Source organism: Flavobacterium luminosum (assembly GCF_023635005.1).
Lineage (GTDB): Bacteria > Bacteroidota > Bacteroidia > Flavobacteriales > Flavobacteriaceae > Flavobacterium > Flavobacterium luminosum.
Genome location: NZ_JAMLJM010000001.1, coordinates 123879 through 148653 on the forward strand (window position 1 = coordinate 123879; position 24775 = coordinate 148653).

Sequence of the window (24775 nt, forward strand, 5' to 3'; positions counted from 1 at the left end):
TCAATCATCAAAATGAAATTAAAAGTTCTTTTAATTTGTATGCTGGCATGTACTGTTGGCATACAAGCTCAAACATCGGTTACCAATAATCCTGCAATTACTATTGGATTAGGAACCATTAGCGGAAAAGTTGTAGACAAAAGCAACAATGAACCATTACCTTACGCTTCCGTAACTATTAAAGAAAACGGAAAAGTACTAACAGGCGGATTTACCAAAGACAACGGAACTTTCCAGATTACAAATCTTCCTCTTAAAAGTCTGAATGTTGAAGTTGTTTTCATGGGATACAAAAAATATGAAACTACAGTACAACTTGGATCAGACGAAAAAAATGCTACTCTTAAAAACATCTTACTGGAAGAAGAAGCTAAGCAACTAAACGAAGTAAGTATTGTCAGAGAAAAATCTACCGTTGAACAAAAAATAGACCGAAAAGTCATCACTGTAGGAAAAGATCTAATCTCCGCGGGTGCCACCGCAGCAGATATTATGAACAACATCCCATCGGTAAGTGTAGACCCACAAAGCAATACGGTAAGCTTGCGCGGAAATGAAAATGTGAAGATTTTCATAGATGGAAAACCTTCTAACCTATCGGCAGCTCAGGCTTTACAACAAATTCCATCGACATCTATCAAACAAATTGAATTGATTACCAACCCATCAGCTAAATACAATCCTGAAGGAATGAGCGGAATCATTAATATTGTTTTGAACAAAAATGCGCAATTGGGTTTTAACGGAAATGTAACCACGGGAGTAACTTTTGCTAAAACTCCAAAAACAAACAACGCTATTGATCTAAATTATCGTATTAATCAATTTAACTTTTACACCAATTATTCTCTCAATCACGGTAAACGTATCAATAATGGCATCATTGATTGGGTAGATTATTACAATGTAAACAACAATATTTCGTATTTTGATATTACAAACTTCAACAAAAGTCATTACACTAAAACCGGTGTTGATTTTTATTTAAACGAGAAAAACACCTTATCATTTTACACCATTCAATCGTTTTTTAAATCTACAGGGACTTTTAGTAATACTATGGATTTTAGTACAGGACCTTTAACCGATCGAACGCTGATTCAGAGTGCCATAAATGACGGAAAAAATCAAACGTATAACTTGGCCTATCGTTTAAAATTTGACAAACCCGATAAAACATTAGATGTAGAAGTGAATTACAGTCTAAATTCTGATCCAGAAGACAGCAAATACTATGATGAAAACAAAACATTATTGTATACGAATCAGGCCTACACCAACGGAAATAATCTTATTATTAATGCCGATTTTGTGAATCCAATCAATGAAACTACTAAGTTAGAATTAGGAGCAGAAAGCAGATTTGACGGTACCGATAACAAATTAAATTTTGATTATAATTACAATTCGGATTTCGATTACCAAAGAAACATCCAATCCGTTTATGGTAACTACAATAAACAAATTAATAAATGGAGTTATCAGTTAGGTCTTCGTTTGGAAAGTTATGATGCAGAAGCGAATTTCAGAAAAGTGAATGAACAACCCGGACAGTTTAAAGACTATATATTTACAATGTATCCTTCGGCTTTTGTAACCTTTAATGCTTCTGAGAAAAATGCTTTCAACTTTAGCTATTCCAGAAGAGTTGACAGACCAAATCTTGGACAAGTTAACCCGATTAGAGAATGGAGCAGCCCAACTATAGACCAAGAAGGAAATCCAAATTTGAAACCACAATTCACCAATTCGATTGAAGTAAACTATACCAGAAAAGTAAAAATAGGAACTTTCACTGCAGGAACCTTCTTTAGATATATTAATGATGATATCTCACAGGTAATTCTTTCGCACCCAACAGATGCAAACAAAAAATTGTTAACCTATACCAATTTTGACCAAAATACAGAATATGGAGTTGAAATCTCAGGGAACTTGGATCTAAAAAAATGGTGGAGTGTGAATTTTAGTGCCGACAGCTACTTCAGAAACTTGAAAGGATTTGTAGAAGATCCCGATGGAAATTTATATGAAGATAAAGTATTAGCAGTTCCTTTTAACACCAGAATGAATCATACGTTTAAAATAAATAAAGATTTACGTTTGATATGGTTTACTATGTATCGCGGAAGTGAAAAAGGGCTTCAGTTCTCTAACAACGACATGTGGAAAACCGATTTAGGAACAAGACTGAATTTACTTCAAGGAAAAGGCACATTGACCCTGCGTTTTAATGACATATTTAAAACCATGAAATCGAGTTTTTACAGTAATAATCCGGATACTATTAGAGGACAATTTTCATGGGAAAGCCAAAATGTAAATCTTAGTTTCAATTACCGCTTCGGTAGTGGAAAAGATAAAGCATTACAAAGAAAACAAAGAGAGCAAAACGAATCACAAGGAGGCGGTCTCTTTTAACAATAGTTTGAGTTAGGTTATTTTTAAAACGCTCTCGTATGAAAATTACGGGAGCGTTTTTTTCGTGTTAAACATTTCTTAAATCTGTAACACTTTACCCATACCTGAGTCTAGTGATTATAAATTTGTGGCGAAAATCGTCAATCGTAATCAAAATTAATCTAATGAAACTTAAATTATTATTTTTTTGTTGGCTTGTACAATTCATATCAGTACAAGCCCAAAATTCGGTAACTGGATCAAATGCTAATGGAAGCATCTCCGGTAAAATTATCGAGAAAAAAACTGGAGAGCCCATTCCATACGCAACAATTTCTGTGAAAAATGAGGGAAAAGTAATTTCTGGAGCTATTTCAAAAGATAATGGAACATTCACAGTGAACAATTTACCTTTAAAGAATTTAACCGTTGAAATTCAATTTATAGGTTTCAAAAAATACGAATCTACTTTTACTTTATCTGAAGAAGACAAGAGTATTTCTTTAAAAACCATCAGCCTTGAAGAAGAAGCTACAGTGTTAAATGAGGTAGCGATTGTAAAAGAACGATCTACGATTGAACAAAAAATTGACCGAAAAGTAGTGAATGTAGGTAAAGATTTAGTAGCGTCAGGAACAACCGCTTCTGAAATGCTTAACAACATACCTACGTTGAGTGTTGATGCTCAAACTAAAGAGATCACTCTTCGAGGCAACAGTAATGTAAGAGTTTTAATAGACGGAAAACCTTCTAATATTGAAGTAGGTCAATTATTACAGCAAATTCCATCTTCATCCATCAAGCAAGTAGAATTAATTACCAATCCGTCGGCTAAGTACAATCCTGAGGGAATGAGTGGTATCATTAACATCATCTTGCACAAAAACGCCAATACAGGATTCAACGGAAGCATTAATACCGGAACTACTTTTGGTATCACTCCTAAAACCAATTCTGCTTTGAACCTAAATTACAAAGTTGGGAAAGTGAATATTTACAGTAACTATGGTTACAACCACGGTATTAATTCTAACAATGGTTATGTAAATTCAGAAAATCCAACACGAGAAATTGAGCAGAATTTCAGTTTTAGAAACAGAAACAATTCTCATTTGTTAAAATTAGGTCTTGACTATTACATCAACGAAAAAAACACTTTATCGTTTTATACTAATCGTAACCAAACACACGTAGACGGTCAGAGTAAAAGCGATGTAGATTATTTTGACAACACAACGGTTTATCTAGACGACAATCCCGCAGTTCCTGGAGGCGTAGATCCTAACGATCCTAATACCTATATCGAAAGAACCAATCGAGATTCTAATCAAATGTCACGAAACGAAAATGAAAATAAAAATCAGACCTATGATTTAGTTTTCAAACATGATTTCGACAAAAAAGGAGAAAACATCGAGTTTCAGGTAAATTATTCAAACACAAACAATACTGAAAACACGAATTATATTGATACTGTTTTTAGTCCAACGGTTGTTAGTAATTCTCAAAACAGAATCAATACTGAAACCGATTATACACAGTTCAATATCGATTATACTAATCCGCTTTCTGAAACTACAAAGTTAGAATTAGGGTACGAGTCGAGATTACAAAATACGATGAGTAATTTTGATAATATCAGACAAACAAGTTCTGCTGAAAATAATTTCGATTTTGACCGAAATATTCACGCTGTGTATACCAATTACAGTAAAAAATGGAATAAATGGAGTGCTCAATTAGGATTAAGAGCTGAGATATATGATTTAAAAGCTAATTTTGAAAGTATCTCTACTATCACTTCCGAAAATATCCAAAAAAGTGTTACTGACGATATTTTTTCGGTATATCCTTCAGCATTCCTTAATTATACTCCAGACGATAAAAATTCATTCAACTTGAATTATTCTAGAAGAGTAGACCGTCCAAGCATCGGGCAAATTAACCCTATTCGTGAATGGACTACTCCAACCATGGAATCAAGAGGTAACCCAGATCTAGTACCACAATTCACCAACTCTTTTGAATTGAACTATACTCGTACAATGAAATTGGGTACTGTAACTACCGGAGTTTTTTATCGCAGAATTAATGATGAAATTTCAAGAGTTACTTACGTTGATCCAAATGACGAAAACAGAAGAATCATGTCTTTTGACAACTTCAAAGACAATAATGCTTATGGTATTGAAGCTTCTGCGAATTTAAAATTCTCTAAATGGTGGGCCGCTAATTTAAGTGCAGACACGTATTTTAAAACCGTACGAGGTATTGTTCAAAACGGAATCACTGGCGAATACGAAAGTAAAGAAATTGATGCCAATACCTTTAATGCTCGCATGAACAATACGTTCACGGCTAACAAAAAATTACGTTTCCAATTGTTTGGTATGTATCGTGGTCGCGATTTAAACTTGCAAGGCGAAAGAAAAGCTATGTATAAAGCGGACATTGGTGCCACCTACAACATCTTTAAAGGTAAAGGAACACTAACCATGAGATACAACGATATCTTTAAAAACATGCACTTTGCTTTTGATGGTAATATTCCTTACAGACAATATGGTGCTTTTTATTGGGAAAGCAGAACTTTTTATGTGGGGTTGAATTACAACTTCGGAGTGGGGAAAAACAAAGCCTTACAACGAAAACAACGTGATCAGAATGAAACACAAAACAGTGGCGGTATGTTTTAACCACTAAAACAATATAAAAAAACCTCGAAATTTACATTTCGAGGTTTTTGTTTTTATAGCGCTATTACTTTTTAATAATATAAGCCTTCTTAATGGCATCTAATTGTGGAAATCTCGAGATAAACTCTAAACGCTTTGTAGCTAAAGAATCGTAAACTTTCATGGTTTCATTACCATATCCAGAATAAAGCTGTTCTACAACCTCCATCCCTTTTGTGACTTTTCCAAAAGCAGGAAATCCTTTTACTTTATTATAGGACACCGTATCTAATCTTGTATTATCTTTCAAATTGATAAACAAATGATTACCACGAGTATTAGGTCCTGAACGCGCATAGCTAATAGCTCCTTTTACATTACTCCCTTTAACCACTTCATCTTTTACCTTGAATTGATCCCAAGTATGTGAAGTTTTTGTCGAATCCATAGATCCAAATTGGACTACAAAATTTGGTACAACTCTGTAAAAAAGAACATTATCGTAGAAATGATGTCGTAATTGTTGGTAAACTCTATCGACCGCTAAAGGTGATAAATCCCTATTAAATTCTACTTCAAAATCTCCTTTAGTGGTTTCAAAACGGGCCTGAAAAGTTTCCGGCGATTTTTCCTGCATCCATTTTGCATTAAAATTGTTTTTACAACCTAAAGCCAACAAGGCTACTATGATGATAGATTGGCGCATCAATTACCATTTAATGATAACACTACCCCAAGTAAATCCAGAACCAAAAGCGGCAAGTACCACGGTATCTCCTTCTTTGATCTTTCCTTTTTCCCATGCTTCTGTTAAAGCAATCGGAATGGAAGCCGCAGTGGTATTACCATATTCCATGATATTGTTATACACCTGATCGTCATTCAGTTTAAATTTCTGTTGAATGAATTGCGAAATTCTCAGATTGGCCTGATGAGGAATTAACATGTCTATATCAGATATTTCCAGTCCATTTGCTTTTAAACCTTCCATAATCACTTCACTGAAACGTACCACCGCATTTTTAAATACGAATTGGCCATTCATGTGCGGGTAATAACTCTCATCGTTAGGATCGTTGTCTGCAATAATATCGGTTACCCATCTTTTACCCATACCCGGTGCGATTACCGCTAGTTCTTCTGCATACTGACCTTCTGAATGTAAGTGAGTAGACAAAATACCTTTGGTTAAATCTTCTTCTCTGGATAAAATTGCCGCACCGGCACCATCTCCAAAAATAACAGAAACTCCACGACCACGTGTGGTAAAATCTAATCCTCGGGAATGTACTTCGGAACCAATTACCAATATATTTTTGTACATCCCGGTTTTAATGTATTGATCGGCAATGGAAATAGCATACACGAAACCTGAACATTGGTTACGAACATCTAAAGCTCCCACTGTTTTTAATCCCAAATCTCTTTGAACTAAAACCCCTGGTCCCGGAAAATAATAATCCGGACTTAATGTGGCAAAAATGATAAAATCGATATCTTCTTTAGCAATACCAGATCGGTCAATAGCAATTTTTGCTGCCTTTACTCCCATGGAAGTAGTGGTGTCTTCTAAGCTATTTACGTGTCTTCTTCTTTTTATCCCGGTACGTTCTTGAATCCATTCATCATTGGTATCCATAATTTTCGACAAATCATCATTTGTCACTATATTTTCAGGAACATAATATCCTAATCCTGTTATTTTTGAATGATACATGTTTTAATCAATTTGTTAATTAAGTCTGCAAATTTACGTTTAACTCAAATACAGACAACATAAATAAACAAAATTTATGAATTATAAGTACAAAATCTTATTAAATTTGAAATATTTATAATTCTACGATGGATTACTTTATTATTTGTCTTGTTGCGCTATTGGGTTCCGGATTAACACTTTTCTCTGGTTTCGGGTTAGGCACCCTTTTACTACCCGTTTTCGGATTGTTTTTCCCTATTGAAGTGGCCGTTGTCCTGACCGCTTTGGTACACTTTGCCAACAATATGCTCAAATTAATATTATTTGGAAGAAAAGCGGATAAAAATGTCATTCTTAAATTTGGTATTCCCGCTATTTTGTTTGCCTTTGCAGGCGCTTATGTTTTAGACTTACTCACCCATACTAAACCTCTTATTACCTACAGTATCATAAGCGGTAAAAATACAGATGTCACTTATTTAAAATTATCCATCGGGTTACTTCTAATTATCTTTGCTTTGTTCGAATTCATTCCCAAATTTAAAAATCTTGAATTTGACAAAAAATATTTGTCGGTTGGAGGAATATTGAGTGGTTTTTTTGGAGGATTATCAGGACATCAAGGGGCGTTACGCAGTGCTTTTTTGATTCGTTCGGGATTAAGCAAGGAAACTTTTGTTGCTTCAGGAGTTGTGATTGCCTGTTTAGTAGATTTTTCGCGTTTAAGTATTTACATTCCTAAAATTCTGAACAATGAAGTCACTTTAGATTATAAACTAATAACTCTAGCCACACTTTCTGCATTTATAGGAGTATATTTTGGAAATAAACTATTGCAGAAAACCACCATAAAATCACTACAAAATATTGTTTGTGTAACATTAATTCTATTTGGAATACTAATGATGTTAGGAATACTATAAAAATTTGTTAAGTTTTTATTCTCGAAAATTCCCTTAACCTATTTTTACACAAATAAACTTTCGTAAAATGAAAAAAACACTATTAACCACTTGCTTTTTTATTGCAAGTTATGTGGGGTTTTCTCAAGAAAACATTACCTACCAAAAACCTTCGGCTCCAATTTTAGCCCTAGCTGAATTTGAAAGAGCACCATCGGTATCGATGGATACCAAAAAAGTATACATGTTACTCACCTATCGTGATACTTACAAAACGCTGGACGATTTAAATCAAGTAGAAATGCGTCTTGGCGGATTACGTATCAACCCCGCGACTAATATTTCTAGTACAATAACCTATAACAATAACCTTAAAATCAGAAAAATAAGAGACAAGGTAGAAACTCAAGTCAAAGGACTTCCAAACAATCCAAGAATTGCTTACATCTCATGGTCTCCCGACGAAACTAAAGTAGCATTTACCAACACCGTTTCTTCGGGGGTAGAACTTTGGGTTCTAGACATCGCTTCGGCAACAGCTTCTAAACTGACCAATCCTATTTTAAATGCCAATATGGGAATGCCCTACACTTGGTTCAGAGACGGAAAACATATTTTAGTAAAACAATTGGTACCACAACGTCCTGCACTCATAGATGATAAGAAAGACTTACCCAAAGGACCTGTGGTTTCTACTGCTGATGGAAAAGTCTCTCAAAACAGAACATATCAGGATTTATTGAAAAATCCTACTGACGAAGCCAACTTCGAGAATCTGATTACTTCTGAATACCATAAAGTTAGTTTAGATGGCAGCTCCACTTTATTCAAAAAAGCTGATTTATATGCCAGCGAGTCATTTTCTCCGGACGGTAACTATCTATTAACCAATGTGATAAAAAAACCTTTTTCATATATTATTCCTTACAACCGATTTCCAATCACAACCGAAGTATATGATTTGAAGGCCAATTTAGTAAAAATCATCAACGAATCTCCACTAAACGAAGTAATGCCTAAGGGTTTTATGGCTGTTAAAAAAGGAAAAAGATCGATTTCCTGGAGAAACGACGAACCATCAACACTCTTCTTTGTGGAAGCTCTTGACGGCGGTGACCCTGCTATAAAAGTAGATTATAGAGATGAAGCATTCCTTTGGAAAGCCCCTTTTAATACCGAACCTGTTTCAATATTAAAAACACCTCAGCGTTTTGCAGGAATTACATGGGGGAATGCTACTACAGCCATTGCGTATGACAACTGGTACGACACCAGAAACATGAAAACCTATCTGTTTAACCCCTCCAATTCTTCAGAAAAACCTAAAGTAATTAACGATAGAAATCAACAAGATATTTATGCTGATCCCGGTAATTTCGAAACCAAAAAAAATGAATATGGCCGTTATGTTTTGGCTATAGAAAACAATAACCTCTACTTAATAGGCGATGGATTTACCAAAGAAGGTCAATTTCCTTTTGTAGATGAATTAAATCTAAATACCTTACAAAAAAAGCGTCTGTATCAGAGTAATTATAAAGACAAAAAAGAAGAAATTTTATCTATTGAAGATTTCAAAAAAGGAGAAGTTTTGGTACAAATTCAATCAAAAACCGAATTCCCAAATTATTATTTTAGAAACATCAAATCGAAAGATAAAATTACTCCAATCACTACATTCGCTAACCCTTTTCAAAGTATAAAAAATGTTCATAAAGAGGTGATCAAATACAAACGAAAAGATGGTGTAGAATTATCCGGAACTCTATATTTACCGGCAAATTACGACCGTGTTGGCAAGAAAGAAAAACTTCCTTTATTGATATGGGCTTACCCGGAAGAATTTAAAGATAAAAACTCGGCGGGACAGAATAATAAGAACGCGAATGAATTCACATTTCCTTATTACGGATCATTTGTTTATTGGGTGACCAAAGGTTATGCTGTATTAGATGATGCTTCTTTTCCAATAATTGGAGAAGGTAAAACAGAACCAAACGATACATTCATTCCGCAATTAGTAGCTAATGCCGAAGCAGCTATTGACGCGGTAGACAATTTAGGATACATCAATCGCAAAAAAGTAGCGGTAGGAGGTCATTCCTATGGCGCATTCATGACGGCTAATTTATTAACCCATTCCAATTTATTCGCTTGCGGAATTGCAAGAAGTGGAGCGTATAACAGGACATTGACACCTTTTGGCTTTCAGAGTGAACAACGTAATTATTGGGAAGTTCCTTCGATTTACAATGGCATGTCGCCTTTTATGACGGCTGACAAAATGAAAACTCCAATGCTATTGGTTCATGGAGAAGCAGATAATAACCCAGGAACCTTTACGTTACAAACCGAACGTTATTTTCAGGCATTAAAAGGCTTAGGAGCACCGGTAAGAATGGTGATCTTACCAAAAGAATCTCATGGCTATGCAGCCAAAGAAAATATTTTTCATTTACTGTGGGAACAAGAGCAGTTTTTAGACAAATATCTTAAAAATTAAACATAAATAAGCCCCAATTTTGGGGCTTATTTTATTTCTTTACTTCAAGTGTCACATCTAATTGTAATTCCAGTTCCGAGTCATGCTGAAAAAAAAGAGGCCTACCATTAAAAGCCGCTTTAATTAAATAGTGACTCCCTTTGAAATAGCATTGTTTTACCGTTACTTTCAAAGGACCATTTTCTGTAACCTTTAACTGATGTGGATATACCAAAATATTTTCTGTTTTCCCATCTCTACTAATCGCTAATTCATTAACTTCTCCAAAAAGAGACGCAATGTATTTTGATTCAGGATTTTTATAAATTTCCTTAGAAGGGGCTTTGGCTACCAATTGTCCTCCTTGCAAAATCATCGTCTCATCAGAAAACGATAAGGCATCAGTACTATCATGAGTTGCTACAATTACCGTAATTCCTCTACTTTTTAAATAGGCGAATAAATTACGTCGCAACGCATTTTTCCTAAAATTATCGATATGACTAAAAGGCTCATCCAACAACAATACCTCTGGTTCAAGCGCCAAAACTCTAGCTAATGCCACACGTTGTTGTTGCCCTCCACTCAAAAGATTAACATTGACCTTAGAAAACTCTGTCATTTCAACTATTTCCAAGAGTTCCTGAATCCTTAGTTTTTTTAAAGCTGTAAAGGCATTGGTTAGATATTTTCCAACACTTTCAGCCGCAGTTTCATAAGGCATTAAACCAAAATCCTGAGCCATAAATTTCATAAAAGGCATCCCTGGAACTAAATTGAACTTAGGTCCCGTTATCGGAGTATTATTCCAACTAATGTTCCCTTCATCCAAATCATACAATCCATACATCAGTTTTAGCAGGGTGCTTTTCCCACAGCCACTTTCACCCAGAAGAGCAATATTTTGGCCTTTTTGTATATCAAAACTAATATTATGTAAAATCTTTTTATCGGTATAACCAAAAGACAAATTTTCAACTCGAAGCATATTCAGCATTTATGGAGGACAAATTTACGAAGTAAGACCCTAAAAAAAGGGCTTTTTCGGGCAGCTTTTTCAACAAATTAGCATTAATTTTACTGTCCTGCTTCTTTTTTAGCATCCTCAACCATTTTCTGATTGGCTGTTATGGCAAATTCTACACGTCTGTTTAATGCTCTTCCTGCTTCGGTATCATTCGTTGCTATAGGATCGGCTTCACCCATACCCAAAGTATTAAAACGTGAACTTGACAAGCCTCTGGATACCAAATACGATTTCACAGCAGCAGCTCTTTGCTCTGATAGTTGTAAATTATAACTATCGGTTCCTTTACTATCAGTATAACCAAAGATTTGAATATCTGTATCCGGATATTCTTTGAAAACCGGCACTAATTTATCCAGATTAGCTTTGGCTTTACTGGTCAAAGTAGCTTTATTGAAATCAAAGTTTACCGAATTTTCTCCTAGAGTTAACTTAATCCCTTCTCCTACTCTTTCAACTTGCGCACCCGGTAATTGTTCATTAATTTGTCGGGCTTGACGGTCCATCTTGTTTCCAATAACTCCACCAACGACTCCACCAACGACTCCACCCAACACAGCACCCATAGCACCTTTTCCTCCTTTACCAAGGTTGTTTCCTAAAACACCTCCTATAACAGCACCACTAACAGCACCAATAGCTGCTCCTTTTTGAGTATTGTTTGCATTTTTAACTGCATTACAACTAGTTAAGATTGATCCTGTACAGAACAATCCTGTAACGATATATATACTTACTTTTTTCATAAGGTCTTATTTTATTTGTTCTTTTGAAATTGATAAACGATATCCGTCAGTTTTCCACCAATATCTACCCTATCCACTAACTGAAAGGAATCTTCCGTTTGATTGCGCAAGGCTAAAACATAACCTTGAGTAACTTTTCTGGCTTTGTCATCAGGATTTAGGAACTTTAACACAAACTGTTGTTCTTTAGTAACATACCATTTAATAGCAGCGCTAAAAGAAGGACACCCCCCTTTAGTCAACGCTACATTTCCGCTATCATTATTAGACACGAAAGTCCAGCTACTTCCTTCGAAACAATTGGAATCGGCAATTTGAAACGAATTCACTTTAAAAAGATTTTCACCTATATAATCAACCGAAGTCAATGTCCAATTACCTTTAATAGCGGTTTGTGATTTTCTATCAACAGTTGTACTTGTAGCAGCAGCTTGTTTTGTTTTGCAACTTACTAGGGTTACTAGCAATGCAAAAAACAACATCATTTTTTTCATATGCGAATATATTTATGTTTCTCGTTATACAAAATTACAACGATTTTCTAATCGTCTTAGTATAATTTTTCTGATTCATCACGCTATAAATCGGTCATTTTGTCACCTGAGGAAGATTTGGTATTTGTTTTGAAAGAAATAAAGAGATAATAAATTTACTAATAAAATTTGACATACTATGACAACAGGAAAAATTAATGTTTCGGTAGAAAACATCTTTCCCTTAATCAAAAAGTTTTTATATAGCGACCACGAAATTTTTCTTCGTGAGTTAGTATCGAATGCTACCGATGCAACTTTAAAATTAAAACACTTAACCAATATTGGAGAAGCCAAAGTTGAATACGGCAATCCTATTATCGAAATCAAAATAGATAAAGAAAACAAAAGAATCCACATTATCGACCAAGGTATTGGTATGACTGCTGATGAAGTAGAGAAATACATCAATCAAGTTGCCTTTTCCGGTGCCGAAGAATTTTTGGAAAAATATAAAGATTCTGCCAAAGATTCAGGTATTATCGGTCATTTTGGTCTTGGATTCTACTCTGCTTTCATGGTAGCTAACAAAGTGGAAATCATCACAAAATCATTCAAAGACGAACCAGCCGTTCATTGGACTTGTGACGGAAGCCCTGAATTTACTTTAGTGCCTCACTCTAAAACCGAAAGAGGAACAGAAATCATTCTAAACATTGCTGAAGATTCTCTAGAATTTTTAGAAGATTATAAAATTCGTGAATTGTTGACCAAGTACAACAAATTCATGCCGGTTCCTATCAAATTTGGTACCAGAACAGAAACAATCCCTGTTCCAGAAGGTGCTGCTGAAGATGTAAAACCAGAAACCAAAGAAGTAGATAACATCATCAACAACCCAAATCCGGCATGGACTAAACAACCTTCGGATCTCACTGATGAGGACTACAAAAACTTCTATCGCGAGTTGTATCCAATGAACTTCGAAGATCCGTTGTTCAACATTCATTTGAATGTAGATTATCCTTTTAATCTTACCGGTATTTTATACTTCCCTAAATTGTCTTCTGATTTACAAATCCAAAAAGACAAAATTCAATTGTACCAAAATCAGGTATTTGTAACGGATAATGTAGAAGGTATTGTTCCTGAGTTCTTGATGATGCTTAAAGGAGTGGTAGATTCTCCGGATATTCCGTTGAATGTTTCTCGTTCTTATTTACAAGCCGACGGAAATGTGAAGAAGATATCTAACTATATTACCCGAAAAGTATCGGACAAATTAAAGTCATTATTTAATGAAAATCGTGAAGATTTCGAGAAAAAATGGAATGATATTAAGATTGTCTTAGAATACGGTATGTTATCGGAACCAAAATTCTATGAAAAAGCTGGCGATTTTGTTTTGTACCCAACAACTGATGAAAAATATTTCACTTTATCTGAATTAAAAGAAGCTATTGCTCCTATTCAAACAGATAAAAACGGAAAATTAGTGGTGTTATACGCTTCCAATAAAGATGCACAACACAGCTACATCGATATTGCCAAAGCAAAAGGGTATCAAGTATTGTTGTTAGATTCACCAATCGTATCGCATTTGATTCAAAAATTAGAAGCTGATAACGAGAATTTAGTCTTCAGTCGCGTGGATGCAGATCATATTGATAAGTTAATTCAGAAAGAAGAAAATCAAATTTCTAAATTATCTGATGAAGAAAAAGAAAAACTAAAAGTAAGCATTGAAGCAGTTGTACCAAAAGAAAATTACACTGTTCAAATGGAAGCCTTAGACAGTACTTCTGCTCCGTTCATCATTACACAGCCTGAGTTCATGCGAAGAATGAAAGAAATGAGCGCAACCGGTGGCGGAGGAATGTTTGGAATGGGCAACTTCCCTGACATGTACAACTTAGTTGTAAACACTAATTCGGAATTGGCTTCAACTATTTTACATGCCGAAAACGAAGAATCAAAAGCTAGTCTGGTTAAACAAGCCTTAGATTTAGCGAAATTATCTCAAGGATTACTAAAAGGTGAAGAGTTAACTGCATTTGTAAAACGTAGTTTCGAATCGTTATCCTAAACCATTTTCTCTTTAATTAAGAAAGACCTGTTTCTACCATGATTCAGGTCTTTTTTTATTCCTTTACACAAAAAACTTCTTTATTCTTTAAGCGTTACAATCAAACAGAATTGCGAATAAAACAATTTGCTTATCGTGAAGATTCAATAAAATTCTGATATTTTAATCAAAATTTAAACTAATAAACTATATTTGCCGGCTTTTTAAATTTGAAAAAATGACGAAAAATACCTTATTAAAAGGCGTTTTGCTTGTGGGTTTAGGCGCTACCAGTTATGGAATGCTTGCTACCTTTGTAAAATTAGCCTATGATGAAAAATTCACTACCGGCGAAGTTACCTCTTCACAATTCATCTTAGGAATCCTAGGAATCTTAATCATCAATTTATTTCAAAAAGTGAAGAAGGGAGAAGCTGTTGTAAAAGCTACACCAAAAAACATTTTCGATTTAATGTTGGCTGGAACTTCTCTTGGAATGACAAGTGTATTTTATTATTTAGCCGTAAAATATATTCCTGTTTCAATTGGAATCGTATTATTAATGCAAACCGTATGGATGGGCGTTCTTTTAGAATGGTTTTTAGATAAAAAAGCTCCCTCTTTGCAAAAAATAATTTCTGTAGCAATTGTTTTATTGGGTACAGCTTTAGCAACCAATCTGTTTAGCAAATCTATTGTATTAGACTGGAGAGGAGTTATGTGGGGGGTATTAGCAGCCTCTTCGTTCACCACTACTATGTTTACTGCCAACAGAATTGCATTAGGTATTTCTTCAGCACAACGTAGTTTGTACATGCTTCTTGGTGGCGCTGTAATTGTATTTGGTTTTACTATCGCCACACAAGTTACTCCGTTTAACATGGCCATTTTCGCAAAATGGGGTATCATATTAGCCTTATTTGGCACTATTATTCCTCCTATGCTCATGAATGCAGGATTCCCTTACACAGGCATTGGATTAGGAAGTATTGTCTCTTCTTTAGAATTACCGGTTTCTGTAATGATGGCATTTATGATTTTAAATGAAACCGTTGTATTTTCACAATGGATTGGGATTATTTTAATTATCTTAGCGATTGTGATTATGAACATACAATTTTCTAAAAAATAAATGGCACACCATTGGCATCAATATCTAATGGCCACCGTGTATATTCTAGCAGGTTTGAATCATTTTCGAAACCCTAAATTATATACACGGATAATTCCCAACTACCTCCCTAATCCTTCACTATTAAACAAATTGAGTGGATTGGCAGAAATTGTTTTAGGTATTGGACTATTATTCCCACAAGTTTCGAAGCTATCGGCTTGGGGAATAATTATTTTATTGATTGCGGTCTTTCCTGCCAATGTGTATATGTACCAAAATGAAAAAGCTGGTTTAGGACTACCCAAATGGATCAGACTAGTTCGTCTTCCGTTGCAGTTGGTATTGCTCTATTGGGCTTATCTATATACGTAACTATGAGTTTATTTCCTGAGGAAAATATTGTTTTCAATTTACCTGATGCGGAAATAACCTATTTTCCTCAGTTCATAAATTCAGTTGACGCGCATGATTTATTTCAAAAATTACTCCAAGAAACTCCCTGGCAACAAGATTATATTACTGTTTTTGGAAAAACGCACGCACAACCAAGATTGACTTGCCTCTATGGAAACGAGGGCAAACCGTATGGCTATTCTAATATTGTCATGCAACCTAACCCTTGGACTCCTTTAATTATGTATATAAAAGAAGAGGTAGAGAAAATTTGTAATGAAAATTTCACCACGGTACTTCTGAATTTATACCGTGACGGACAAGATAGTAATGGTTGGCATGCGGATAATGAAAAAGAATTAGGCAGAAATCCTATTATTGCCTCGGTAAGTTTTGGTGCAGAGAGAATCTTCCAACTTAAACACAACACCTTAGATAACAAGCAAAATATCACATTACAAAACGGAAGCCTTCTAATAATGAAAGGCACCACACAACACTTCTGGAAACATCAAATTCCCAAAACCAAGACAAAAATTGGTCCTAGAATCAACTTAACCTTTAGAATTATTAAATAATTTTTTTGTTATATTTGGTAAAAACCAACCCAAATTATGATAAATGAAATTATTAACTATTTTGAAAACATACCTTCTTCGCATCGAAGTGCAATATTAATAGGAGGTATTACTGTTTTTTGGTTTATTGAAAATGGGATTCCCTTATTCAAATTCCAATACAAGAAATGGCAACATGCACTGCTAAATTTCTTTTTTACCGCAACCACCATTTTGGTCAATTTTTCGTTAGCCTTTTTATTGTACAAAAGTTCGGTGTGGGCTACGACAAATCAATTCGGTTTGATCTATTGGTTACATCTAGACAATTTATGGCTACAGGCTATCATTGGTCTCCTGATTATGGATTTAATAGGCGCCTATCTAGCCCATTGGGTTCAGCACAGAATCAAACCTCTTTGGCGCTTCCATTTAATTCACCACACAGATACTTGGGTAGATACCACCACCGCTAACAGGCATCATCCCGGAGAAAGCGTTATTCGATTCTCGTTCACCGTTTTAGCTATTTTTACAGTCGGAGCTCCCATTTGGTTATTTTTCTTGTACCAATCTCTTTCGGTCTTTTTTTCACAATTCAACCATGCTAACATGAAAATGCCAAAACTCTTGGATCAATACATTGGTTACCTGATTGTTTCCCCGGACATGCATAAAATTCACCACCACTACAAGTTACCTTATACCGATAGTAATTACGGAAATATATTTTCGATTTGGGATCGTTTGTTTGGAACTTTTAAAGTGATGAACCGTGAAGAAATCCTTTATGGCATTGACACTCACATGAAAATGGAGGAAAATAACAATTTAAAGAATTTATTATCCATTCCATTTCAAAAATATCGTAATCCAGAGCACTAAAATATTTTTTTTCTTAACGATATTTTAGTAATATTGGTATAAGTATTGCAGAAGTTTATATTGAATTAATGTTTTATAAATGAGAAAAAGTAAAATAGCTGATTTAGACAAAGAAACTTTAGAAAGGCTAATCAGTATGGCGCAAGAGGAACGCAAACCTTTTGAAACAATTAAACAAGAATTTGGCATTAGTGAAAACGAAGTAACAGAACTAATGCGTAAGCGCTTATCCAAAGATCAATTTGAGCTCTGGAAAAAAAAGGTCACCGCTTCAAAACCAAAGCCAAAACCTATTAACATTGATGATTTCGATGAAGATTTAGACGGAAAATACTATTTAAAAAATAAATTTGATTGACTTTCAACTCCTGAGAAAATCAGGAGTTTTTTTTGTAACAAAAACACGAAAAATACTACTTATAGACATTAATTAATCAACAATAAAATGAAAAAGATACTCCTTGCAGCTTCGTTTGCTTTTCTTCTGCTAGGCTGTAAAACGGCTCAAACTTCCGCTGAAGTAAGTTCGAATGTTCAAGTAAACATCGACCTGAACACTATTAAAGACGACAAAGTAATGGTAACGGTTTTACCTACGAAGATAAATCAGGACGTAATCACGTATAATATTCCTAAAACAGTTCCTGGAACGTATTCAACGGACAATTACGGGAAATATATCGAAAATTTAAAGGCCTACGATGCAAAAGGAAAAGCTTTAGTAGTTGCCAAAATGGATGACAATACTTGGCGTATTACCGATGCTAAAAAACTTAACAAAGTAACATATTGGGTAAACGACACCTATGATCAAGAAACCACAGGAGGTCTAGGCGGAAAAGATGTTTTCTCTCCAGCGGGGACGAATATCGATCCTAATTGTTTTATGATAAACACACATGGTTTCGTTGGTTATTTTTCTGATAAAAAAGACGCTACCTATAGTTTAAATATTGCCCATCCAGCAGAATTATTTGGTGCTACCGCTATGACAGATCTTGATCCGAGCAGCACAAGCGACACCTTTAAAACAAGCAGATACGCAGAATTGGTGGATCATCCGATTATGTATACCAAACCCGACTACACTACTTTTAAAGTAGAAAATATGGATATCATCATTAGTGTGTATTCGCCAAACGGAAAATTCAAAGCGGCGGATATTACTCCTAATATGGAAAAAATGATGATTGCTCAGAAAAAATTCTTGGGTCCAATCAATAATACCAAAAAATACGCAGTATTGATCTATCTTTCCGATATGCAAAAAAATGATGCCAAAGGTTTTGGAGCATTAGAGCATACCACCTCAACAACAGTAGTAATGCCAGAACAAATGCCTGCGGAAGAGATGGACGAACAACTAAAAGATATTGTTTCGCATGAATTTTTCCACATTGTTACTCCTTTAGGGATTCATGCTAACGAAATTCATTATTTTGATTTCAATGCTCCAAAAATGTCGAAGCACTTATGGATGTATGAAGGTGTTACGGAGTATTTTGCTAACTTATTCCAAATCAATCAAGGTTTAATTACCGAAGAAGAATTCTACGGAAGAATGTCGGAAAAAATCCGTCAAGCCTCTGTAATGGATGACACAATGCCTTTCACTCAAATGAGTGCCAACGTATTGGAACAACCTTACAAAGACCAATATTTGAATGTATATCAAAAAGGAGCTTTAATTGGAATGTGTTTGGATATCATTATCCGAGAAGAAAGTAATGGTCAACGCGGTATTTTAGATTTAATGCAAAAACTAAACAATGAATACGGCATTCAAAAACCATTTAAAGATGACGAATTATTCGATAAAATCATTTCATTAACATATCCTAAAGTAGGTGAATTCTTCAAAACGTATGTAGAAGGACCAACGCCTATACCATACGATCAGTTTTTTGGAAAAATGGGAGTTACCACAGCTACTTCAAAAATAGCAGGAAATCCGTTTTTTAATTCTCAAGCGCCTTTTATCTCAGTAAACCCTCAAACAAAAGAAATTATCGTAATTCCAGGCATTCCTTTACCTGAATTCTATTCAGCCATCGGACTAAAACCTGAAGATATCATTACGGCTATTAATGGTAAAAATTACAATCTAGACAATATCTATGACTTGATTGGAGAAAGTCAAAACTGGAAAGAAAACGATGCCATTCAAGTAAAAATAAAACGTTCGGGTAAAGAGATGGAATTAAAAGGAAAAGTAAAACTTCCTTACGAAGAAGTACTAGGTTACAAAGCCACCGATGATTCTAAAAAAGCACTTCGAGACGCTTGGTTAAAAGGTTAAACAACCTCCTAAAATATACTCATCATAAATCCTCAGTTTAACATTTAAATTGAGGATTTTTTTATTATTTTGCGCCAAATTTATGAAACTATGCACAAAATATTATTTGCCGCGTTATCACTAACTGTTTTACTTTCATGCAGTGAGAAAAAAAACGAAGGAAACTTAGAAATTACCGGAAACATTAAAGGATTTAAAAAAGGTAAATTATATATTCAAAAAATAGAAGATACCACATTGGTAGCACTAGACACTATTGTGTTAAACGGAACCTCAACGTTTGAAAGTCACCTAAACATTGATTCACCAGAAATGTTGTATCTGTTTGTAGATCGTGGTGTATCCAATTCTATCGATAACAACTTATTGTTTTTTGCAGAACCTGGAAAAATCAATATCGATACTGATGTAGATTATTTCTTCGCCAATGCTAAAATCACAGGGTCTAAAAACCAAGAACTTTACGAAGAATACAAAAAAATCATCTCTAAGTTTAATGACCAGCAATTAGAATTAATCCAAGAAGAAATTTTAGGACAAAAAGGTGCTAAAAAATATTCTGCCGAAGAAAACAAGAAAAAACAAGAAGCACTATTAAAGAAACGCTATTTGTATGCGGCTAACTATGCTTTAACCAATGCGAACAAAGAAATTGCTCCATACATTGCCCTTACGGATATTTACGACATGCAAATTAAATTTTTAGACACTATTCATAAATCAATGACTCCCGAAGTGGCTAAATCGAAATACGGAAAAAAATTCTCGGATTATTTAAAAAAGAGAAAAGCATCCGAAGAACAATAATTTTAAAAGACCTCACTTGAGGTCTTTTTTTATAGCAAAGAATAAACTTTTGAAACCATAAAGCTATATAAAATAGTTTTATATAAAAAATTAACTTAAAAAATAGTTTTTTAATAAATAATATTAGTCATTATTGTATTTTAGCTTTTTTTACAAGCTAAATACAAACTAATACAAAATGAAAAACTATTACTTTATTCTACATGCCTTTTTATTTGCAACCGCACGTCTTTATTCCCAAGAATTAGAACTACCAGAAAGTGCTACTTACGACGTTGGAACAAAATCTTTTTACATCTCTAACGTAAAAAGTAAAAACATCATCAAACAAAACGAAAAAGGAACAAAAAGCGTCTTTGCGCAAGTTGATGCTCAGTGTTTAGGATTAACAATTCACAACAATACTTTATTTGTAGTGGCCGATGACCAAATACTCGGGTACGACATTAAAACCAAAAAAAACACCTTTACCTTTGCTATTAACGAAGCAAAACAGTTAAACGATATCACTACCGATGGCAATGGGACTCTATTTGTTTCAGACAAAGGAGATCACAACATCTATAAAATCAATATAAAAGACAAAAAGTACAATAAACTATTAAAACCCAACAGTATTAAATGTCCCAATGGTTTATACTACGACAAAGCCTCTAAAGTCCTTTTAGTTTGTAATACGGTCGACAATAGCAGTATTTACACCGTAGATACCAAAAGCGGAGAAATCATCTCTCAATTTGCCACTAATTATAGTAATTTCGATGGGTTGGCAGTAGACAAACTAGGAAATATGTATGTGACGAGTTGGTCAAAAGATTGGAAAACAAGTAAGCTTTTACAATTTGGAAAAACAGCCAAACAACCCAAAACACTTTTGTCCAACACCAAAGGAATGTCTGATTTAGATTATAATCCTTTATTAAACCAACTGATCATGGTATTTTCTTTCGAAGGAAAGATAAAAGCGGCTTTCACCAATCAAATCAATTAATTCAAAACACGAATATTCATCCCTAAATTTTTTAACAAAATAGACTATAAGAAAATACATTTTTCCTTAATGGTTAGAATGCTTTAATCGAAAACAAATTCGCTGATAATCAGATATATGCATTTCATCGAATTTTTATAAATCTTGACAGACTATTCTTTTTTCTTACATAAATTTCAATTAAATTTATGTAAGAAAAACTGTTAATATCATGAGAAAGATTGCAACCCTTATAGTACTATTAACTTGTTCGCAAGTTTTTTCACAAGTAGGTATCGGAACCATAACTCCATCTGAAACACTTGATATTAATGGAAGCCTAAGAGTAAGAACTAGGACCACCGGGGCAGTAACCGACAGTGTTTTAGTTGCCAATACCACTGGTGTAGTGAAGAGAGTAAATGCGCGTGATTTAGTAAACAATACCTTTAGTGGAAGAACACTAGTAAAAGGCAGTTTAAGTACAGGAGGTCTTATTTCTCTAACTCTTTTAGGAGATATATTCAATACTACAAGGCTTATTCCATTTACAGAAGAATTTGATTTAGGAAATGAGTTTAATAGTTCTATATTTACCGCCAATGAAGCAGGATATTATGATATTGGTGTACAACTTAAAAATGAAAACTTTGTAACGGTAGATACAGATTTTGGAGTAGTAATACTTAAGGGAAACGTCGCGGGTACATCATACACTGAAATTGCCAGAAACTCTTCTGTAAATGCTACTATATCTATTCCACCTCTTACAACCTTAGCAATAACTCCATACAGACAAATTAATACTGTGGTTTATTTGAATGCTGGTGAAAAAATAAAGTTTCATTTAGTTGCAGGTTTACTAGGATTATCTATAAATCTAGTTGGGAAGAATACCGAGTCATTTTTTTCAATTCAAAGGATTAGATAAACACCTAAAAAAGCATAAAAAACTCCCGATTTCTCGGGAGTTTTTATTTACTATGATTAGCTATTACGCTTTTCCGGCAGCAATTAAGTTCAAAGCAGAACCGGCCACAAACCATCCAATTTGTCCCTCGTTATAAGTGTGATTTGCCATGATAATGTCTTTAGAACCATCAGCATGAACAAATTCCAATGTCAGTGGTTTACCTGGCGCAAAGTCGGTTAAATCTAAGAAATTGATGGTATCGTCTTCTTGAATTTTATCGTAATCCGCTTCGTTGGCAAACGTTAAAGCTAACATTCCTTGTTTTTTCAAATTGGTCTCATGGATACGCGCGAATGATTTCACTAAAACGGCTTTCACGCCCAAATGTCTTGGTTCCATAGCCGCATGTTCCCGTGAAGAACCTTCACCATAATTATGATCGCCCACAACAATAGAAGGTATTCTAGCTGCTTTGTAAGCTCTTTGTACTTTTGGCACCTCATCATAAGCGCCTGTTAATTGGTTTTTCACCGAATTCGCTTTTCCATTAAATGCATTTTCCGCACCAATCAACATGTTATTCGAAATATTATCCAAATGGCCACGAAAACGCAACCAAGGTCCAGCCATCGAAATATGATCAGTCGTACATTTCCCGAACGCTTTTATTAACAATTTGGCGCCTGTAATATTTTTACCATCCCAAGCATCAAAGGGCGCTAATAGCTGTAATCGGTCTGAAGTCGGAGAAACTACAACTTCTACGCTAGAACCGTCAGCTGCTGGTGCTTGAAAACCAAGATCTTTTACATCAAAACCTTTGGTTGGCAATTCATCGCCAATAGGTGGATTTAATTTAACCGCTTCTCCATTATCGTTTAATAAAGTATCAGTGATGGGATTAAAATCCAAACGCCCTGCAATGGCTATGGCTGCCACCATTTCAGGAGAGGTTACAAAAGCGTGTGTATTCGGATTTCCATCGGCTCTTTTTGAAAAGTTTCGGTTGAATGAATGCACGATGGTGTTTTTCTCTTGTTTGTCCGCTCCTTCTCTATCCCATTGCCCAATACAAGGTCCGCAAGCATTCGTAAACACTTTAGTTCCCATTTTCTCAAAATCGGCAATGATTCCATCTCGTTCAATGGTGTATCGAATTTGTTCCGAACCTGGATTAATTCCAAATTCTGCTTTTGGAGTAATACCATGCGCCACAGCTTGTCTCACAATGGAAGCGGCGCGCGACATATCTTCGTAAGACGAATTGGTACACGAACCGATTAAGCCCCATTCTACCTTTATCGGCCAACCATTCGCTTCAGCTTCGGCTTTCATCTTAGAAACTGGCGTTCCTCTATCAGGGGTGAAAGGCCCGTTAATATGTGGTTCTAATTCTGAAAGGTTAATTTCAATTAATTGATCAAAATATTTATCAGGATTCGCATAAACTTCGGCATCAGCTGTCAAATATGAAGCTACTTTATCCGCTGCATTTACCACATCTTGACGACCAGTTGCTACTAAATATCTTCGCATCGAATCATCGTAACCGAAAGTAGAAGTGGTAGCTCCGATTTCCGCACCCATATTACAAATGGTTCCTTTTCCAGTACACGACATCGATTCAGCACCTTCACCGAAATATTCCACTATAGCTCCCGTTCCACCTTTTACGGTTAAAATATCAGCTACTTTTAAAATAACGTCTTTTGGTGCGGTCCAACCGTTTAATTTACCCGTTAATTTTACACCGATTAATTTTGGAAATTTTAATTCCCAAGACATGCCCGACATTACGTCTACTGCATCTGCTCCACCAACACCAATAGCTAACATTCCTAAACCACCTGCATTTACAGTATGAGAATCGGTTCCAATCATCAATCCACCTGGAAATGCATAATTTTCTAAAACAATTTGGTGAATAATTCCTGAACCCGGTTTCCAAAAACCAATGCCGTATTTATTAGATACTGATGACAAGAAATCAAAAACCTCTTTTGATTGTTTATTCGCGAAAGCTAAATCAGCTTCCGCACCCGATTTTGCTTGAATTAAATGGTCGCAATGTACGGTTGTAGGAACCGCTACTTTACTTTTTCCAGCATGCATAAATTGCAATAAAGCCATTTGGGCTGTTGCATCTTGACAAGCCACTCTGTCTGGAGCAAAGTCAACATAATCTTTTCCTCTTGTGAAGGCTTGTGTTGGCATTCCTTCCCATAAATGCGAATACAAAATTTTCTCCGATAAAGTCAAAGGACGTCCAACCAACTCGCGTGCTTTATCCACTCGCTCTGCCATGGTAGCGTACACTTTTTCAATCATTTCTATATCAAATGCCATAGTTGTGTGTTTTAAATTTATT

General features: G+C 34.9%; 20 protein-coding genes. 14 read left to right on the forward strand and 6 right to left on the reverse strand.

Annotated elements, in window-relative coordinates; genetic code table 11:
• The first annotated feature begins 12 nt into the window (after positions 1-12).
• Together NAT50_RS00605 and NAT50_RS00610 are read left to right on the forward strand one after the other, a co-directional pair.
• On the forward strand, positions 13-2421 hold the full coding sequence (locus NAT50_RS00605; protein WP_250590442.1) for an outer membrane beta-barrel family protein: 2409 nt from the start codon (positions 13-15) through the stop codon (positions 2419-2421).
• Positions 2422-2585: 164 nt separating this feature from the next.
• Positions 2586-5096 carry a TonB-dependent receptor domain-containing protein gene (locus tag NAT50_RS00610; protein WP_250590444.1) on the forward strand — a complete coding sequence of 837 codons (2511 nt, stop codon included), beginning with the start codon at positions 2586-2588 and terminating at the stop codon, positions 5094-5096.
• A gap of 64 nt (positions 5097-5160) precedes the next feature.
• On the opposite strand, the gene NAT50_RS00615 is transcribed toward NAT50_RS00610, so the two are convergent.
• Positions 5161-5781, reverse strand: a complete 621-nt coding sequence (locus NAT50_RS00615) for a peptidylprolyl isomerase (RefSeq protein ID WP_250590446.1) — start codon at positions 5779-5781, stop codon at positions 5161-5163.
• Positions 5782-5784: 3 nt separating this feature from the next.
• Entirely contained in the window at positions 5785-6792 is a 1008-nt protein-coding gene (locus NAT50_RS00620; RefSeq protein WP_250590448.1) for a 3-oxoacyl-ACP synthase III family protein, read from the reverse strand.
• A 128-nt stretch (positions 6793-6920) separates the two neighbouring features.
• On the opposite strand from NAT50_RS00620, the gene NAT50_RS00625 reads away from it, so the two are divergent.
• Positions 6921-7697, forward strand: coding sequence for a sulfite exporter TauE/SafE family protein (locus tag NAT50_RS00625; RefSeq protein WP_250590450.1), 777 nt, complete (start codon positions 6921-6923; stop codon positions 7695-7697).
• Between the two features lie 67 nt (positions 7698-7764).
• Positions 7765-10179 (forward strand): S9 family peptidase, encoded by a 2415-nt coding sequence (locus NAT50_RS00630; protein WP_250590452.1) that lies wholly within the window; start codon positions 7765-7767, stop codon positions 10177-10179.
• A gap of 31 nt (positions 10180-10210) precedes the next feature.
• On the opposite strand, the gene NAT50_RS00635 is transcribed toward NAT50_RS00630, so the two are convergent.
• The 3 genes from NAT50_RS00635 to NAT50_RS00645 all read right to left on the reverse strand — a co-directional run bounded on the left by NAT50_RS00635 (position 10211) and on the right by NAT50_RS00645 (position 12416).
• Positions 10211-11146 (reverse strand): ABC transporter ATP-binding protein, encoded by a 936-nt coding sequence (locus tag NAT50_RS00635; RefSeq protein WP_250590454.1) that lies wholly within the window; start codon positions 11144-11146, stop codon positions 10211-10213.
• 89 nt (positions 11147-11235) lie between these two features.
• Positions 11236-11931: an OmpA family protein gene (locus tag NAT50_RS00640; RefSeq protein ID WP_250590456.1), complete on the reverse strand. Its 696-nt coding sequence runs from the start codon at positions 11929-11931 to the stop codon at positions 11236-11238.
• 11 nt (positions 11932-11942) lie between these two features.
• On the reverse strand, positions 11943-12416 hold the full coding sequence (locus NAT50_RS00645; protein WP_317236665.1) for a lipocalin family protein: 474 nt from the start codon (positions 12414-12416) through the stop codon (positions 11943-11945).
• Between the two features lie 187 nt (positions 12417-12603).
• On the opposite strand from NAT50_RS00645, the gene htpG reads away from it, so the two are divergent.
• The 10 genes from htpG (at position 12604) to NAT50_RS00695 (ending at position 22425) form a co-directional block, all read left to right on the forward strand.
• Entirely contained in the window at positions 12604-14490 is a 1887-nt protein-coding gene (gene htpG / locus NAT50_RS00650; protein ID WP_250590460.1) for a molecular chaperone HtpG, read from the forward strand.
• 217 nt (positions 14491-14707) lie between these two features.
• Positions 14708-15601, forward strand: coding sequence for an EamA family transporter (locus tag NAT50_RS00655; protein ID WP_250590462.1), 894 nt, complete (start codon positions 14708-14710; stop codon positions 15599-15601).
• Positions 15602-15955 carry a DoxX family protein gene (locus NAT50_RS00660; protein WP_250590463.1) on the forward strand — a complete coding sequence of 118 codons (354 nt, stop codon included), beginning with the start codon at positions 15602-15604 and terminating at the stop codon, positions 15953-15955.
• A gap of 2 nt (positions 15956-15957) precedes the next feature.
• Positions 15958-16554, forward strand: a complete 597-nt coding sequence (locus NAT50_RS00665; protein ID WP_250590465.1) for an alpha-ketoglutarate-dependent dioxygenase AlkB family protein — start codon at positions 15958-15960, stop codon at positions 16552-16554.
• A gap of 39 nt (positions 16555-16593) precedes the next feature.
• Positions 16594-17418 carry a sterol desaturase family protein gene (locus NAT50_RS00670; RefSeq protein WP_250591394.1) on the forward strand — a complete coding sequence of 275 codons (825 nt, stop codon included), beginning with the start codon at positions 16594-16596 and terminating at the stop codon, positions 17416-17418.
• Positions 17419-17497: 79 nt separating this feature from the next.
• Positions 17498-17776, forward strand: a complete 279-nt coding sequence (locus tag NAT50_RS00675) for a TIGR03643 family protein (protein ID WP_250590467.1) — start codon at positions 17498-17500, stop codon at positions 17774-17776.
• Positions 17777-17863: 87 nt separating this feature from the next.
• Positions 17864-19717: a M61 family metallopeptidase gene (locus NAT50_RS00680; protein ID WP_250590469.1), complete on the forward strand. Its 1854-nt coding sequence runs from the start codon at positions 17864-17866 to the stop codon at positions 19715-19717.
• A gap of 90 nt (positions 19718-19807) precedes the next feature.
• On the forward strand, positions 19808-20524 hold the full coding sequence (locus NAT50_RS00685; RefSeq protein ID WP_250590471.1) for a DUF4369 domain-containing protein: 717 nt from the start codon (positions 19808-19810) through the stop codon (positions 20522-20524).
• Between the two features lie 178 nt (positions 20525-20702).
• Positions 20703-21515 (forward strand): SMP-30/gluconolactonase/LRE family protein, encoded by an 813-nt coding sequence (locus tag NAT50_RS00690; RefSeq protein WP_250590473.1) that lies wholly within the window; start codon positions 20703-20705, stop codon positions 21513-21515.
• 211 nt (positions 21516-21726) lie between these two features.
• Complete coding sequence (locus NAT50_RS00695) at positions 21727-22425, forward strand: hypothetical protein (protein ID WP_250590475.1); 699 nt, start codon at positions 21727-21729, stop codon at positions 22423-22425.
• Positions 22426-22488: 63 nt separating this feature from the next.
• On the opposite strand, the gene NAT50_RS00700 is transcribed toward NAT50_RS00695, so the two are convergent.
• On the reverse strand, positions 22489-24753 hold the full coding sequence (locus tag NAT50_RS00700; protein WP_250590477.1) for an aconitate hydratase: 2265 nt from the start codon (positions 24751-24753) through the stop codon (positions 22489-22491).
• Between the last annotated feature and the right edge of the window lie 22 nt (positions 24754-24775).

What these genes read in the sequence shown, in the direction of transcription:
- NAT50_RS00640 (WP_250590456.1), bottom strand. Translation starts at nt 11,931, where the DNA reads ATGAAAAAAGTAAGTATATATATCGTTACAGGATTGTTCTGTACAGGA.
- NAT50_RS00680 (WP_250590469.1), top strand. Translation starts at nt 17,864, where the DNA reads ATGAAAAAGATACTCCTTGCAGCTTCGTTTGCTTTTCTTCTGCTAGGC.
- NAT50_RS00635 (WP_250590454.1), bottom strand. Translation starts at nt 11,146, where the DNA reads ATGCTTCGAGTTGAAAATTTGTCTTTTGGTTATACCGATAAAAAGATT.
- NAT50_RS00615 (WP_250590446.1), bottom strand. Translation starts at nt 5,781, where the DNA reads ATGCGCCAATCTATCATCATAGTAGCCTTGTTGGCTTTAGGTTGTAAA.
- NAT50_RS00655 (WP_250590462.1), top strand. Translation starts at nt 14,708, where the DNA reads ATGACGAAAAATACCTTATTAAAAGGCGTTTTGCTTGTGGGTTTAGGC.
- NAT50_RS00700 (WP_250590477.1), bottom strand. Translation starts at nt 24,753, where the DNA reads ATGGCATTTGATATAGAAATGATTGAAAAAGTGTACGCTACCATGGCA.
- NAT50_RS00620 (WP_250590448.1), bottom strand. Translation starts at nt 6,792, where the DNA reads ATGTATCATTCAAAAATAACAGGATTAGGATATTATGTTCCTGAAAAT.
- NAT50_RS00690 (WP_250590473.1), top strand. Translation starts at nt 20,703, where the DNA reads ATGAAAAACTATTACTTTATTCTACATGCCTTTTTATTTGCAACCGCA.
- NAT50_RS00660 (WP_250590463.1), top strand. Translation starts at nt 15,602, where the DNA reads ATGGCACACCATTGGCATCAATATCTAATGGCCACCGTGTATATTCTA.
- NAT50_RS00645 (WP_317236665.1), bottom strand. Translation starts at nt 12,416, where the DNA reads ATGATGTTGTTTTTTGCATTGCTAGTAACCCTAGTAAGTTGCAAAACA.
- NAT50_RS00625 (WP_250590450.1), top strand. Translation starts at nt 6,921, where the DNA reads ATGGATTACTTTATTATTTGTCTTGTTGCGCTATTGGGTTCCGGATTA.
- NAT50_RS00665 (WP_250590465.1), top strand. Translation starts at nt 15,958, where the DNA reads ATGAGTTTATTTCCTGAGGAAAATATTGTTTTCAATTTACCTGATGCG.
- htpG (WP_250590460.1), top strand. Translation starts at nt 12,604, where the DNA reads ATGACAACAGGAAAAATTAATGTTTCGGTAGAAAACATCTTTCCCTTA.
- NAT50_RS00610 (WP_250590444.1), top strand. Translation starts at nt 2,586, where the DNA reads ATGAAACTTAAATTATTATTTTTTTGTTGGCTTGTACAATTCATATCA.
- NAT50_RS00685 (WP_250590471.1), top strand. Translation starts at nt 19,808, where the DNA reads ATGCACAAAATATTATTTGCCGCGTTATCACTAACTGTTTTACTTTCA.
- NAT50_RS00630 (WP_250590452.1), top strand. Translation starts at nt 7,765, where the DNA reads ATGAAAAAAACACTATTAACCACTTGCTTTTTTATTGCAAGTTATGTG.
- NAT50_RS00605 (WP_250590442.1), top strand. Translation starts at nt 13, where the DNA reads ATGAAATTAAAAGTTCTTTTAATTTGTATGCTGGCATGTACTGTTGGC.
- NAT50_RS00695 (WP_250590475.1), top strand. Translation starts at nt 21,727, where the DNA reads ATGAGAAAGATTGCAACCCTTATAGTACTATTAACTTGTTCGCAAGTT.
- NAT50_RS00675 (WP_250590467.1), top strand. Translation starts at nt 17,498, where the DNA reads ATGAGAAAAAGTAAAATAGCTGATTTAGACAAAGAAACTTTAGAAAGG.